Origin of the sequence: Rhodococcus sp. ACS1, assembly GCF_002300155.1 — a bacterium.
Lineage (GTDB): Bacteria > Actinomycetota > Actinomycetes > Mycobacteriales > Mycobacteriaceae > Rhodococcus_F > Rhodococcus_F koreensis.
In genome coordinates this window covers 385,339-399,028 of record NZ_NSDZ01000008.1, presented here as the reverse complement: position 1 = coordinate 399,028, position 13,690 = coordinate 385,339, and the positions used below count along the sequence as shown (strand labels likewise).

The 13,690-nt window shown below is 65.2% G+C and carries 8 protein-coding genes; 2 read left to right on the top strand and 6 right to left on the bottom strand.

All coding sequences use genetic code 11. The features are described from left to right. The first annotated feature begins 1 nt into the window (after position 1). Complete coding sequence (gene phnE / locus CJ179_RS36155; protein ID WP_095864605.1) at positions 2–799, top strand: phosphonate ABC transporter, permease protein PhnE; 798 nt, start codon at positions 2–4, stop codon at positions 797–799. Further along, positions 796–1,512, top strand: coding sequence for a tyrosine-protein phosphatase (locus CJ179_RS36150; protein ID WP_095864604.1), 717 nt, complete (start codon positions 796–798; stop codon positions 1,510–1,512). Before phnE ends, CJ179_RS36150 begins: the two co-directional genes overlap by 4 nt. An 86-nt stretch (positions 1,513–1,598) precedes the next feature. Here the strand turns inward: CJ179_RS36150 and CJ179_RS36145 are convergent, their stop codons facing one another. The 6 genes from CJ179_RS36145 to CJ179_RS36115 form a co-directional block, all read right to left on the bottom strand. Then, positions 1,599–4,889: a protein kinase gene (locus CJ179_RS36145; RefSeq protein WP_095864603.1), complete on the bottom strand. Its 3,291-nt coding sequence runs from the start codon at positions 4,887–4,889 to the stop codon at positions 1,599–1,601. A 266-nt stretch (positions 4,890–5,155) separates the two neighbouring features. Then, positions 5,156–6,235 carry a porin PorA family protein gene (locus CJ179_RS36135; RefSeq protein WP_095864601.1) on the bottom strand — a complete coding sequence of 360 codons (1,080 nt, stop codon included), beginning with the start codon at positions 6,233–6,235 and terminating at the stop codon, positions 5,156–5,158. A 393-nt stretch (positions 6,236–6,628) separates the two neighbouring features. Next, positions 6,629–7,690, bottom strand: a complete 1,062-nt coding sequence (gene moaA, locus CJ179_RS36130) for a GTP 3',8-cyclase MoaA (RefSeq protein WP_095864600.1) — start codon at positions 7,688–7,690, stop codon at positions 6,629–6,631. Positions 7,691–7,917: 227 nt separating this feature from the next. Then, positions 7,918–9,639: an FAD-dependent oxidoreductase gene (locus CJ179_RS36125; RefSeq protein WP_095864599.1), complete on the bottom strand. Its 1,722-nt coding sequence runs from the start codon at positions 9,637–9,639 to the stop codon at positions 7,918–7,920. A 28-nt stretch (positions 9,640–9,667) separates the two neighbouring features. After that, the gene (locus CJ179_RS36120) at positions 9,668–11,818 is read right to left on the bottom strand and encodes a molybdopterin-dependent oxidoreductase (protein WP_095864598.1); all 2,151 of its coding nucleotides are present in this window, start codon (positions 11,816–11,818) and stop codon (positions 9,668–9,670) included. Further along, the gene (locus CJ179_RS36115; RefSeq protein ID WP_095864597.1) at positions 11,815–13,668 is read right to left on the bottom strand and encodes an AMP-binding protein; all 1,854 of its coding nucleotides are present in this window, start codon (positions 13,666–13,668) and stop codon (positions 11,815–11,817) included. The genes CJ179_RS36120 and CJ179_RS36115 overlap by 4 nt, the downstream gene beginning before the upstream one ends. Between the last annotated feature and the right edge of the window lie 22 nt (positions 13,669–13,690).

Sequence of the window (13,690 nt, the reverse complement as noted above, 5' to 3'; positions counted from 1 at the left end):
CATGACACTCGACACGAAGCCTGCCGATCTGGCGGTGCTGCGCCGACCCTCCTGGCAGACCGGCACCGGAGTGGTCGTCGTGGTGGCCGTCATCCTGTGGTCGGCGCAGACCACCGAGTTCTCCCTGGATGCCCTCGTCGGCGGACTACCCCACATCGTCGACTTCGTCGGACGCATGTTCCCGCCCGACCTCTCCATCCTCCCGACCGCTGTTTCACTCATGGGCGAAACCCTCGCCATCGCGGTCATCGGTACCGCCGTCGGTGTTGTCCTCGCGTTGCCGTGGGCGCTGCTCGCGGCAAGGTCGGTGTTCGACCAAGCATGGCTCCATCACGCGGCGCGGGCATCGATCAATCTCACCCGGGCCGTCCCGGAGCTGATGTGGGCGCTGCTGTTCGTCTCCGCGGTCGGGCTGGGCCCCCTCGCGGGCACACTGGCGATCATCATCGGATCCGCTGCGGGAATGGCGCGGCTGTTCGCCGACATCTTCGAGACCGCGGACATGCGGGCCTGGGAAGCGGCCGCCGCGGCCGGTGCCACCCGATCGCAGCGCATCAGCTGGGTTCTGCTGCCGCAGTCCGTGCCGACCATCGCCAGCTACACCCTGCTCGTGCTCGACGGGAACGTGCGCGCCGCATCGCTCCTCGGCGTCGTCGGTGCCGGCGGCATCGGCATGGAACTCACCCAGCAACTCCGGCTTTTCGAGTACGGCAACGTCCTCACAATCGTCCTGGTCGTCCTGGTGGTCGTGGTCGCACTCGACCGCGCCGCCTCTTACCTCAGAAGGAAACTCCTATGACCGTCACCGAGATCGACGTCCTCCCCAACCTCCGCGACCTCGGAGGCCTCCCCGCCGCCGACGGCCGCGTGACCCGGACCGGAGTGCTTTACCGCAGCGCTCTACCGGCGCCGGGCGATGCCCGCCCCACCGCGGTCGACCACTGGCCGGCCCGCACCGTTGTCGACCTCCGCAGTGCCCGGGAGTTCGCCACCCGCGTGCACCCGCTGCGGTCGGACGACACCGCCGTGCATCAGATCTCACTGCTGTCCGACGCCGAAGTCGCCGCGCCGAATCAGGGCGCCCACCTCGCCGACATCTACCAGCGGATCCTCACCAATGCAGGGGAACGGCTCGTGGAAATCCTGCGGGTCGCGGCCACCGCACCCGGACCGGTGCTGCTGCACTGCGCGGCAGGCAAGGACCGCACCGGGGTCGCGGTCGCCTTGCTGTTGCGCACGGCCGGAGTCGAGCCCGACGACATCGTCGCCGACTACCTCTCGACCAACGAGCACATGGGCGCCGTCCTTGCCCGGATCACCCGGTTTGCTCCCGAACTCGGCCAGACACATCCCAACGACCGCGATCTCCGAGGCGCCATCCCAGAGGCCATCGAGGGTGTCCTGGCCCAGTGGGACACTCACCCCGGCGGCGTGCACGGGTGGGCGCAGTCGCACGGTGCCACCGACGAGACACTCGAACTCTGGACTGCGCGCTTCACCGTGAGCACGTGACGGAGCACGACGCGGACTCATCCGAGGACGCGGACAGACACGTCACAGCCACACAGTGCGCACGCGACTCGCCCGCTTGCGCTTTTTCAGGGAGCGTCATGCCGTGACGCCATGACCCAGGCCGCGATTTGGGCGCGTGAAGTGAATCCGAGCTTGGCGAGAAGGTGTTCGACGTGTCCCTGCGCCGTACGTGGTGAGATCGTCAAGCGGGTGGCGATTTTCCGGTTGGTCAGCCCCTCCGCGACCAGTTCGGCAACCTCGAGCTCTCGCTTCGTCGGCGCGGCAGTAGACGGCGCATCCCCCCGGGATGGTTCCGGTGTCTGTTCGCCGAGTGCATAGGCCACGGCCGCAGCAACTCCGAGTGCGCTTCCCTTCCGGTGAGCCGCGGTGAACTTACTCTCACTCAATACTTTACGAGTTTCGCGTTCACACTTGTTCTGGTACTCGACAAGTGCCGGAATGAACACGATCGGACTTCCGACCGACTGGCTGAGCTCCTGCGCGGCTGCAGACAACACCACTGCGCGTTCGGGGCTCTGTTCCTCGGCCGCGATCCAGGCGAGCGATTGCAGACACATGCTGACATTGAGGCGGTCGTTGATGTTGCGTCCGACGTCGAGTGCCTGCCGCAGAAGTTGGTTCGCGCGGGTGCCGTCGCCGTGTCGCCACACCGCGACCGCAAGGGCCCAGAGCGTGTACGAGCGGTAGACGGTCTCACCGCGAACCTCGGTGACGGCGAGTCCGCGCTCGTAGCATTCGATGGCGCGCTCAGTGTCATCGAGCAGTTCGTGCGTCAGGCCGAGGACGCCGATGGTGACGACCTCGAAGAGTTCGTTGTTGTGTTCGGCGTAGACGCCGGCGGCGTGGTCGAACAACCCGCGCGCGTTGTCCAGTTCACCGCTGAACAAGGCCCGGTAGCCGTCGGCGAGGTCGATGTGCGCCTGCAGCATCGGCTCGCCGGACTGGTAGGCGAGCGCCCGCCCCTCCTGTATCAGGGTGGCAGCGGCGCGAAGGTCGCCCTGCAGTCCGGCCATCACGGTTGCTGCGTAGAGCGCCTTGGCGCGGTCGAGGTTGCCGGGCTCGGGGTTGCATGCCAGGACTCGCGCAATCCAGCGTCGCCCTTCGCTGAACAGTCCGCGGGCGAGCCAGAACTGAAAGAGAGCCCCGACCATTCGAATTCCGGCTTCGTGGTCGTCAGCGACACAAAATTCCAATGCCTGACGCAGGTTCGACTGTTCCGCAACCAATCTGGTGATCCACGCGAGCTGTCGTGGCCCGATCCAATCGGCCTCGGCGTCGCGGGCGAGCTGCTCGTACCAATTCCTGTATCGGCTGCGTAATTCGGGATAGGTGCTCGAGGCACGCGCCTTTTCCCGTCCGTAGTCGCGGACGGTGTCGAGCATCCGGAACCGCGCGATTGAACCTGCGTGTTCGCGGATCAGAATCGACTTGTCGATAAGTGAGGTGACCGTGTCAAGGAGGTCGTCCGCCGGTTGGTCGCCTCCCCAGACCACCTCGGCGGCATTGAGTTCGAAACTTCCGGCGAAAATCGACAAGGCGGACCACATTTGTTGCTCACGGGGTGTGCACAGGTCGTAGCTCCAGTCGACACACATCCGTAAGGTCTGTTGCCGGGAGGGAGCGTCCCTGTTTCCGCGAGTCAGGAGTGCGTAGCGGTCGGTCAGTCGTCGCAGGATTTCCTCCGGCGGGATCGCCCGTAGCCGCGCGGCCGCGAGTTCGATCGCCAACGGTAGCCCGTCGAGACGGTGGCATATCCGGGCGACGACGACTTTGTTGTCCTCGGTGACGGCGAATCCGGGGTCCACCGCCGCTCCCCGCTCGGCAAATAACGTCACCGCATCGTTCCGGGGCATCCTCTGCGCTAGTTGGTCGGGATCGGGCACCGCCAGAGGAGGAATCGGTAAGGCCACCTCCCCGCTGATACCAATCGGCTCACGGCTGGTCATGAGCAGCCGAAGCCTCGGGCTGGTGTGGAGGAGTGATTCGGCAAGTTCTGCCACCGCCTCCAGTACCTGTTCGCAGTTGTCCAGCACGAGCAGCACTTCCCGGTGTGCAAGAAAACCCTCGAGCACCTCCAACAGTGGTCTGGGCGAGCGATCTCGCACGCCCACCGCGTCGGCAACCACGTTGACCAGAAGCAGCGCGTCGCGCAGCTCCCCCAACTCGGCCAAGAACACGCCGTCGGCGAAGCCGGATCTGACTTGGCTGGCGACCCGCAAGGCCAGACGAGTCTTGCCCACCCCGCCCATCCCGGTCAGCGTCACCATGCGAGAGGAAGCCAGCAGGTTCTTCACTTCGGCCGACTCGGAGCGGCGGTCGACGAAACTGGTCAGCTCGAGCGGCAGCGCCCCTGTTCGCCCTGAGTGCGACGCCAGAGGGGCGTCACTCCGTGACCAATCTCCGCCCGCCGAGTCCGGTGGGTCTGCCTGCGAGGGACCGTTCATGGCTGATTCGGGGTCGGCGCGCTCATCCTGGTCGGCGACCAGGAACCCGTGCGTGCGCTGCACGGACCGTAGGTGCCTGCTTAGCTCTGAGATGGTCGGGCGGCGACCGGGGTCGGTACACATGGCGCCTTCGATCAGGGCGCTGACGTCGTCGGCGATGCCGTACTCGCGGGGGTTCGGTACGGGCTCGGTGGTGATCCGGACGAATTGTGCAACCAGTTGTTCACCGCTGCGGCGTTCGAAGGCGGCGTGCCCGGTGATGGTGGCGAACAAGGTGGCGCCCAGTCCGTAGACGTCGGCGGCCGGAGTTGGGGGTTCGCCGGCGATGACCTCGGGGGCGGTGAAGGCCGGTGAGCCCGTCACGACTCCGGTGGTCGTCTGGAACCCACCGGTGATGTGTGCGATACCGAAGTCCGTCAGTGCGGGCTCCCCGTAGTCGGTGAACAGGATGTTCGCCGGTTTGACGTCGCGGTGCAGAATGCCGAGATCGTGTGCGGCCGCGAGAGCCCCGGCGATCTTGACGCCGATTCGCAGCGCATCTTCGAGTATCAGTGGACCGTGGTGGCGGATCCGTGTTTCGAGAGAGTCCCGGGCGTGGAAGGGCATGACGATATAGGGCCGGTCGTGTGCGGTGACTCCGGCCTGCAGGATGTTGACGACGTTGGGGTGGCCGGTCAGTCGGCCGGCGGCCCGCTGCTCGCGAAGGAACCGGGCACGGTTGTCCTCGTCGAGGTCGGCGGTCAGCACCTTGACCGCCACCGTGCGATCGAGAGAGGCCTGCCTGCAGCGATAGACCACCCCGAATCCGCCCCGCCCGATCTCATGCGCATCGGCCAACCCGGCCGCAGCCAATTCCGCGGCGACCGAACCTGCGACGTCGCGTTGGGTCGCAAAGGGATCGACGTCGGTCATGACCTTCGTCGTTTGGTCGCGTTCGGGCAGGACATCACAGCGCACCTCGTTGCCTAATCCGAGGATATCGTCATGCCCGCGTCGGTGATCGTCGTTTCACCGAACCGCGGCGGTGTTCGACGGCTGGTCACGGAGCTGATCGTGGACCGAGAGGGGGTCGACTCGCCCTGCTCCGACCGATCACCGCGGGCGGCGGCTTCTCGACCGGATCGCGATCGGGAAGCCGCCGATCAATCCGGCGAAATCGCCAAACCGAACCAGGACACCTAGCCTCGAGCGCGGGTGACCTGGGGTTGGGTGAGGCTCTCATTCGGATCGGACGCACCGGGGCCGTCGCCGCGTTCCGTGGGCGTGCGCCGGATGATCGCGACGATGATGAGGAGGGCCCCCAGTAGTGCAGATGCGAGCGGAACCCAGACGGTCAGGAGGTTCAGTTGTCGTTCACCCTGTACGAACTTCTGAACTGCGGACTGGATCGAGGCATCCGAGGTTTGGACCTGGACCTGGGAGAGATCGAGGAGCGGAATGATTGCATTCCCGGACTGCACGTTGAGCACGGTGGTCTGGGTCTGAGCAGTGTTGATGGGTGCACCGAACCGGGTGTCGACGGCCAGCGTCGTCGTGTTCTGTGAGGTGAAGGCCAGGGGCACCTGGTCGGGGGCGGTCTCGAGTGCCCGCCGGGCATCGTCGGTGCGGTCGGCCGGCAGGGCGGGGATCAGACTCTGCAGCATCGCCTTCGGCAGGGTGGAGCCGTCACCGTTCTGGGCGAGGGCTGCGATTCCGGCTTTGACTGGTCCGAGCACTGCTGGGTCGGCGATCGGCGCGGTGGTCGTACCGGTGAACCCGAACACTTCCCGCCCCTCGAGGGTGCTCGTTTCGGTGTAGGTAACGGGCTGAGCGGTACGTGTCACCGAGTCGTAGACGAGCGCGTCGTCGGTGGTCGGGTTCATCGGGAACGACAGTGTGACGCCGCCACGTTGGTCCTCGACCTGCACGCCGTCCGGAGCGCTGACTTGGGTGTAGTCCGTGCGGCTGATGGCATAGGTGTGGGCGTCGGTGCTGTCGCCATTCGGGAGATGGGTCACCGCCGTGCTTGTGACCACTGCGGTGTCTCCCACGACCTGGTCGACCTTGACGGAGCGATCGATGGTGATCGGGGCCCCCGCGTCGAGTGCGAAGGTCGTGGGGTCGAGTTGGCGAAGGGTGCCCGTGAACGTCGCGGCCTCATTGGTGTCTTCGGGAAGTTTCGATAATTGTGGTACTGCAACATATTTGATCGCTGCTGCTGCGGCGATCAGCAGTAGGCCGACGATGAGCAGCACGATGGACGAACGGCGCATGGCCATACGTTTTCTCCTCGGATAGCGAGCGGATTTCGTATTTGTGAGTGAACGGTCCTGGGATCACTCGGCGACGGTTGCTGGCCAACTTTTCGGGGGGCTCACAATTAGTGCCGGACAGATCGGCATCATAGAGATCCGATCTACTTCTGACCGCCGAAATACGTTCGCGTGTAGTTTATTCCACCAAATCTGGTGATGCAAGACACATCCGCGAGAGGATTTCAGTAATGCCAATTGATATTTCGCGAATTTGTTGCCGTTACTATCTCTTGCGGGCATCGATATAGAAGGCGCGGCGGACTCACGGACCGTTGACGCGCATTGTGCATATTTTCTTCTATTTTCAGTCCGCGTTCGACTGGTGGTCTAGATCAGCAGTACGTCATTTGTCGGTTCTCATCCACCAATCGCACCCATACTTCTGGCGGGTTGAGTGAACTCCGCTGTACCTATCTGATGCCCGGCCGATTTGTTCCACATCGCGCCGCGCCACAGTTGCGCAAGCTCCTCGTCGGTGGCCCCCGCACGCAAGGCACCCTTCAAGTCCGTTTCACGGTCGCTGAACAAGCACGGACGGACAGTTCCTTCGGTGGTCAGGCGAGTGCGGTCGCATTCGGAACAGAATGATCGCGTCACCGAGGCGATGATTCCCACAGTTGCGGGTCCTCCGTCGACCTTCCACTGTTCTGCCGGCGACGCAGGGTCGTCTCGACCTACCGCCGCGAGGTCGAATCGGCGGCCGAGTACATCGAGCAGCTGCTGGGCAGACACCATGCTCTCCTGCGCCCAGGTGCGGTCTGCATCCAGCGGCATCTGCTCGATGAACCGCAGTTCGACCCCCTCTTCGACGCACCATTGCAATAGTTCGCCGGCAGCGTCGAGGGTCTGTCGCATGAGCACGGCGTTGACCTTGACCGGTGAGAACCTTGCCTCCTTGGCCGCGGCGATGCCGGCGAGCACCGAGTCGAGCCGGTCACGCCGGGTCAGTGTTGTGAACTGTCGGCGATCAATCGAATCGAGGGAGACATTGACTCGGGTCAGGCCCGCGGCGGCGAGGGCCTGCGCCCGGTGCGCGAGTCCGACGCCGTTGGTGGTGAGGGCGAGGGGGATGCCGGGGCCTGTTCGGGCGCATCCGGCGACGATGTGTTCGAGATCGCGGCGCATCAGTGGTTCGCCGCCGGTGAAGCGCACTTCGCGGATTCCGAGTCGCCGGACCGCGATTCCTACCAGTCGGCAAAGCTCGTCCGCTGTCAGCAGCGCCTCACGGGGAATCGGTGGTAATCCTTCCTCCGGCATGCAGTAGGTGCATCGAAGCGAACATTTCTCGGTGAGAGATATGCGCAGGTCTCGTGCCACGCGCGCGTAACGATCCAGCAGATCCGGGGTGTCCGGCCGATCGGATACGAGTGGGGACCGATTCGGGCGGATCGTCGGAATTCCCACGTGCACCGAGGTCACGACCTCTGCACCACTCGTCGGCTTCTTTCTGACCTGACTGCGGGCCGCGTTCTCACGGTTCCACCGAGTACTCCCGGCACGTGCATCATCCCCTCGATTGCTTCTACGGAACATTGATGTCCGTTCCCGGCGTGCTGCGATACCCCGGCCAGTACCCTGAGACGCTGCGGTTGCCGCTGCCTGCCGTTCTCCCTGTGCCGGATGATCACCATTTGGGTGGTGGGCGTCTAGTCGTTGGCGCGGCTTCGGTCGGCGATCGCGAGCATCTCGTCGATGTCGACCAGCTTCACGCGAGGACGGGGGGTTCCGGCAGCCGACGCCTGCTCGTGCAGGTCGATCGTCCGCCAGTCGGAGTAGTCCAGGGCGCGTGGCTGCCGCCGGGACAGGAGCGATTCCAACGACTCGGTGTCTTGTGCCGGCGCCGTCAGCCGGCTGGCGTCATGATCGGCGAGGAGTCCGGAGACTGTTTCTTTCGCGCACTTCTTGTTGGTGCCGATCACTCCCGACGGGCCTCGCTTGATCCACCCGGTCGTGTAGACGCCGGCTATTGGGGATCCTTCTGCCGGGTCGACCACCCGGCCCGCTTGGTTGGGGATCAGGGCGCGGGCCTCGTCGAACGGCACTCCCTGTACCGGCTCTCCTCGGTAGCCCACCGATCGTAAGACCAGGCCGCAGTCGAGTTCCTCGACCTTCCCGGTGGGGGCTGCCTCGAGGCGGCCCCCGGGAGAGGTGACGAGTTCGGTGCGAGCGATACTCAGCCCGCGAACCCGGTCCGTGCCCAGAACTTCGACGGGAGAGCCGAGATAGCGCAGTGCTATTCGCCGTCGGTGTTGCGGTACGCGGGTCGCGTACTGCGCGGTGATCGATGCCTTGAACTGCGCGGTGGGGTCCGGGTGGTCGCGGAGCCAGGCGGTCGTGTGGGCGTCGAGTTCTGCCTCGGCGGGGTTGACGGACACATCGATCCCACGCAGGTGGCCCAGCGCAAGCAGCTCGGGTGTGGTGTAGGCCGCTTGCGCGGGGCCGCGACGACCGAGCACGACGACTTCATTGATGCGGCTTTCGGCGAGCGCGGCCAGTGCGTGATCTGCTGCATCGGTTCGGGACAGTGTGTCGACGTCGGTGAGCAGTATCCGGGCGACGTCGAGCGCCACGTTTCCGTTTCCGACGACGACGGCGCGTTCGGTGGAGAGGTCGAAGGTGTAGTCGATGGCGCGGGGGTGGCCGTTGTACCAGGCGACGAAGTCGGTTGCGGAGTGGCTGCCCGGGAGGTCTTCCCCGGGGATGTTCAGTCTCCGGTCACGATGAGCCCCCACCGCGTAGATGACGGCATCGTGGTGGTTCAGCAGTTCCTCGTGGGTGATGTCCTTGCCGACCTCGACATTGAGATGGAAGTGGAATCCGGTTCGGGTGACTGTGTTTTCGAAGGAGCGGATGACGTCCTTGGTGTCGGGATGGTCGGGGGCGACCCCGGCGCGCACCAGCCCCCAGGGCGTGGGCAGTCGTTCGAACATGTGGACTTCGACATTGCTGCGGCGGGTCAGGAGTTCCTCGGCCGCGTAGCACGCGGATGGCCCAGATCCGACGATTGCCACCCGCAGGGTCGTCGACGGCGTCGGCTGCGCGTTCGGGTGCTGTCGCTGGGAGACCAGTTGGGAGATCCCGATCTCGGTCTGTGGCCTGCCGGTGATGGTGGAGTTGTGGGCGAAGTACAGCGCGTTGAGTTCAGCGTATTGGGTCGTATGCGGTGTGAGTTCGTCGTGCGGGACGATGGCGTCCACGGGACAGGCCTGGATACAGGCGCCGCAGTCGACACAGCTGCGCGGGTCGATGTAGAGCATCTCTGTCCGGGCGTAGTCCGGTTCGTCCGGCGTTGGGTGAATACAGTTCGCTGGGCAGACTACGACGCACGCAGCATCGTTGCAGCACGATTGGGTAATTACGTGTGCCATTACGCCGGCCCCCTGGCTCCGAGTCCTGTCATGAACGTTGCGCTCCTCTTTCCTGGGTCTCAGAACCGTCATTACCTTGTGGGGCCGATTTTTTCGCGGTCACTGTGACGCGGACTCCATCGAGGAGCGACATGCCGGACAAGGGGTCCTTCGTCTCGATGTCGTTGGGGATGAGCTTGTTGATGTTGATGCCGCCGTGTTCGATCGCGGTGGACCAACCTCCGGAATGGCCCCACCCGTGCGGATAGCTCACCGTTCCGGGGCGTACCTCGTCGGTGACGGTGACGATGACGTCACCGGATCCCACCGATGTGGTGAGAGTGACGGTCTCGCCGGTCTCGATGCCCCTTGCATGGGCGTCCTTCGGGTGGAGGTATAGCGTCGGTCCCCCGCCGGGCCGGACTTTGCGTGCGTTGTGCATCCACGAGTTGATGCTGCGCAGGTGTCGGCGACTGATCAGCAGGAGGGTGTCGGGGTCGGGTGGCTCCTTGGCCAGGAACTGGTCGAGTTGCGCGAGGACGGGTCCGGCGCCGAGGTCGACCGTGTCGCGGGCCCCCTTCGTGTAGGTCGAGATGCGTTGCGCGATCACCCCGACCGGTACGTCACCACCGAGTTCGACCCCGTGTGGGTGCTCCTTGATGCGGTCGAGGGTCCATCCTTCGGCGGCCCCGCGGTCACCGGTGCGGATCATGGTGTCGATCAGTTCCCAGGGACTGGGGCCGGGCGCAACATCCATTCGGCGCATCAGTTCACCGAAGATTTCCGTTTCTTCCCGGGTGTCCCCGATTCGCGGGACCACCGGTTCGGTCCACTGGACCCAGGGGCGGGTCATACCGCCGCCGAAGTTCAACAGGACGTCGGCTCGCTCCAGGAAGGTCGGTGACGGCAGGATGTAGTCCGCTCGCTCGTTGGACTCGGTGACGTACATGTCGACGGAAACCAACAGGTCGAGCTGGTCGAAGGCTTCTTCGAGGCGGGCTGCGCCGGGAGTCGAGGAGACCGGGTTACCCGAGGCCAGAAAGACACCCCTGACCTGACCTTTCCCGGGGGTGAGGATTTCTTCGGCGAGCACCCAGGGCTTGCGGCCGCCGACCTCGGGCAGGCTGCCGACACGCGTGAAGGTCGACGAATAGGAGGTTCGGCCGACCTTGGCGTTGATCGCGGGGAAGTCGACGAGACCGCTACCGAAGACCACCCCTCCCCGCCGGTCCAGGTTGCCGGTGACGACGTTGAGTGCATCGAGCAGATAGTTGGCCAAGGTCGGGAATTCGCCGCGGCACAGTCCGAGCCGGCCGTATGCGCAGGCGGATTCGGCCGTGGCGAAGTCGCGGGCGAGGGTCCACACGGTCTCGGCGTCGACGCCGGTGCGGTCCTGGACCGACTCGGGGGTGACGGATTGGACTGCTGCGGCGAGGGTGTCGATGCCGATGGCGGAGGCATCGGCACGGGGTGAGACCAGGTTCTCGGCGAAGATGACGTGCAACATCGCGGCCATCAGGAGCGGGTCGCTGCTCGGGACGACGGAGACGTGTTCGTAGGTTTCCGCGGTCTGGGTGCGGGCCGGGTCGACCACCACGACGCGGCCGCCGCGGGCCGCGATGTTCGCCAGTTGGCTGCGGGTGCGGCCGCTCGACATCAGGGATCCGTGGCTGACGAGCGGGTTGGCGCCGAAGCAGAGGAAGAAGTCGGTGTAGTCCAGGTCCGGCAGCGGTACTTCGTGGGTGTTGCCGTATAGGAAGTGCGACGCCGCCCACCGCGAGGAGGTGTCCTGCGGTGCGGCACTGTAGGACCCTTTGGAACCGATGCTGTCGATGAACTTCTTCGACCACATGTGCCCCGCCATGCTGAAACCGGCGGGGTTGCCGGAGTAGTAGGCGATCGAATTGGGACCGTGGTCGGCGATGAGTGTCTTGACTCGGTCGGCGATGTCGTCGAGGGCCTCGTCCCAGGGCACGGGGACGAATCCGCCCTTCCTGTCGCCTCGCAGCGGGGTGGTGACGCGTTCGGGGTCGTTGGTGACTTTGACCATCAGCGAGCCCTTGGGGCACATCAGCCCCCGCGACGAGGGATGTTCGGGGTCGCCGTGAATGGCCGTGACGCGCCCGTCCTCGACGTCGGCGAGGATGCCGCAGCTGGCCTCGCAGATGCGGCAGTAGCTCGGAACCGTGGTGCGGGTCATGACAGTGGGCTCAGGCGGCGGTGGGCGGGGTCGGCTGGCGTTCCGAGTGCGTGCACCTCGGCCGGGATCGGGTCTGCATACAGGGACTCGATTTCGTGGGTGTACCGCTCGGAGATCGGGCGGCGCCGGAGCTTCATCGTGGGCGTGATCTCTACTCCCCCGGCCTCCCAGAACACGGGCAGGATCCGTAGGCGCTTGATCTGCTCGACCCGCGACAGTCGTGTGTTCGCCGCGGCCACCCCGGCCAGAATGGTCTGCACGAGGTCCGAATCGACGGCGAGCGTGGCCGCGGACGCGTCAGATAGTCCCTTCTTGGCTGCGTAGGCTGCGGCCGCGTCGGCGTCCAGGACGATCAGGGCTGTATTGAACGGGCGCCCGTCACCGATGGTCACCGCCTCACCGATGAGCGGGCACATCGTTTTCAGGGTGCCCTCGATGTTCGCCGGCGACATGTTCTTGCCCGCGGCGTTGATGATCAGTTCTTTCTTGCGATCGACGATCGTCACGTATCCGTCCGCGTCGATGGTGACCACGTCGCCGGTGTACAGCCAGCCGTCGGCGTCGAGTGCTTCGGCGGTGCGCTCGGGGTCGTGGCGGTATCCGTGCATGACGATGCCACCGCGGATGAGCATCTCACCGTCGTCGGCGACACGGACCTCGACGCCGGGTAGCGGCTTTCCGATCGTTCCGGACCGGATTCCGTCCGGCGGATTGACCAGGCCGGCGCCGGCGGTTTCGGACATCCCCCAGATCTCGCAGACCTTGATTCCCAGTGCGAGGAAGAAGTTCAGGGTGTCCGGTGCGATCGACGCGCCTCCCGAGATCGCCCATCGCAGTTCCTCGAGGCCCAGCTTCGCACGAACCTTCGAGAGCACAATGTGGTCGAGGACACGCAGTTGCAGCTGTTCCAGGGCGCTGAGTGTGGGGCCGCCGCGGCCGGCCTCGACATTCTTGGCACTGAGCGTGCGGGCCCGGGTGAGCAGTGTGGCCTTGACTCCATCCGCCTCGGCGAAGCCCAGTTCCAATGCGGCCTTCAGCTTCTCCCAGACCCGCGGGACGGCGAACCAGTAGGTGGGGCGGGCGTCGGCGAGTGCGGCGGCGAGATTCTTGGGGTCGTCGAGGGTGGTGAGCTGAGTTCCGTGCGCGATCTGCAGATAGTGGGATGCGAGACGGTCCGCGATGTGCGCGGCGGGCAGGAAGGACACGAAGCGGTCGCCGGCCTTGACGTCGAACACGTGGCTGAGGGCCTCGACCTGGCTCAGGATGTTGGCGTGGGTGAGTTCGACCCCTTTGGGGTTACCGGTGGTGCCCGAGGTGTAGATCAGTGTGGCGACATCGTGCGGTCGCACTGCCTTCCAGGAGGCATCGAAGTCGAAGCCTGGGGCCAACCTTTCCTCGACCAGTTTCAGCGGGAGTGTCCCGTCCACCGGCGCGTCGATGACCACGATGGTCTCGACCGGTCCCCCGGCGGCGCGGATCGTGTCGACGAAGCGGGCTTCGCAGCACACCACCTTGCTTTCGGCGTTCGAGAGCAGGTGCGTGATCTGTTCGGCCGAATTGGTGTTGTAGATCGAAAACGGGCCGGCCCCGAGGTGGAGGATCGCGGTGTCGATCAGGTTGAACTCCGGCCGGTTCCCCATCATCAGGGCGACCGTGTCGCCGTGGCCGACGCCGAGGGACGCCAGACCGGTCGCGATGCGCCGGACGCGGTTCGCGTACTCGCGCCAGGTGATCTGTCGGGTTCCGGCGACCGTCCGCAGTGCGACCGCCTCCGGATCCACCTTCGCCGTGCGCTGGAACTCTTCGCAGAGGGTGCTCGATGGAAGACCCTGACGGCCGACACTTGCCATTTTGTTACTCCTACAATGTTTT

Excerpts from the sequence above, each read along its gene's own strand:
- CJ179_RS36145 (WP_095864603.1), bottom strand. The coding sequence starts at position 4,889 with ATGACCGACGTCGATCCCTTTGCGACCCAACGCGACGTCGCAGGTTCG.
- CJ179_RS36150 (WP_095864604.1), top strand. The coding sequence starts at position 796 with ATGACCGTCACCGAGATCGACGTCCTCCCCAACCTCCGCGACCTCGGA.
- CJ179_RS36120 (WP_095864598.1), bottom strand. The coding sequence starts at position 11,818 with ATGACCCGCACCACGGTTCCGAGCTACTGCCGCATCTGCGAGGCCAGC.
- CJ179_RS36125 (WP_095864599.1), bottom strand. The coding sequence starts at position 9,639 with ATGGCACACGTAATTACCCAATCGTGCTGCAACGATGCTGCGTGCGTC.
- CJ179_RS36115 (WP_095864597.1), bottom strand. The coding sequence starts at position 13,668 with ATGGCAAGTGTCGGCCGTCAGGGTCTTCCATCGAGCACCCTCTGCGAA.
- phnE (WP_095864605.1), top strand. The coding sequence starts at position 2 with ATGACACTCGACACGAAGCCTGCCGATCTGGCGGTGCTGCGCCGACCC.
- CJ179_RS36135 (WP_095864601.1), bottom strand. The coding sequence starts at position 6,235 with ATGGCCATGCGCCGTTCGTCCATCGTGCTGCTCATCGTCGGCCTACTG.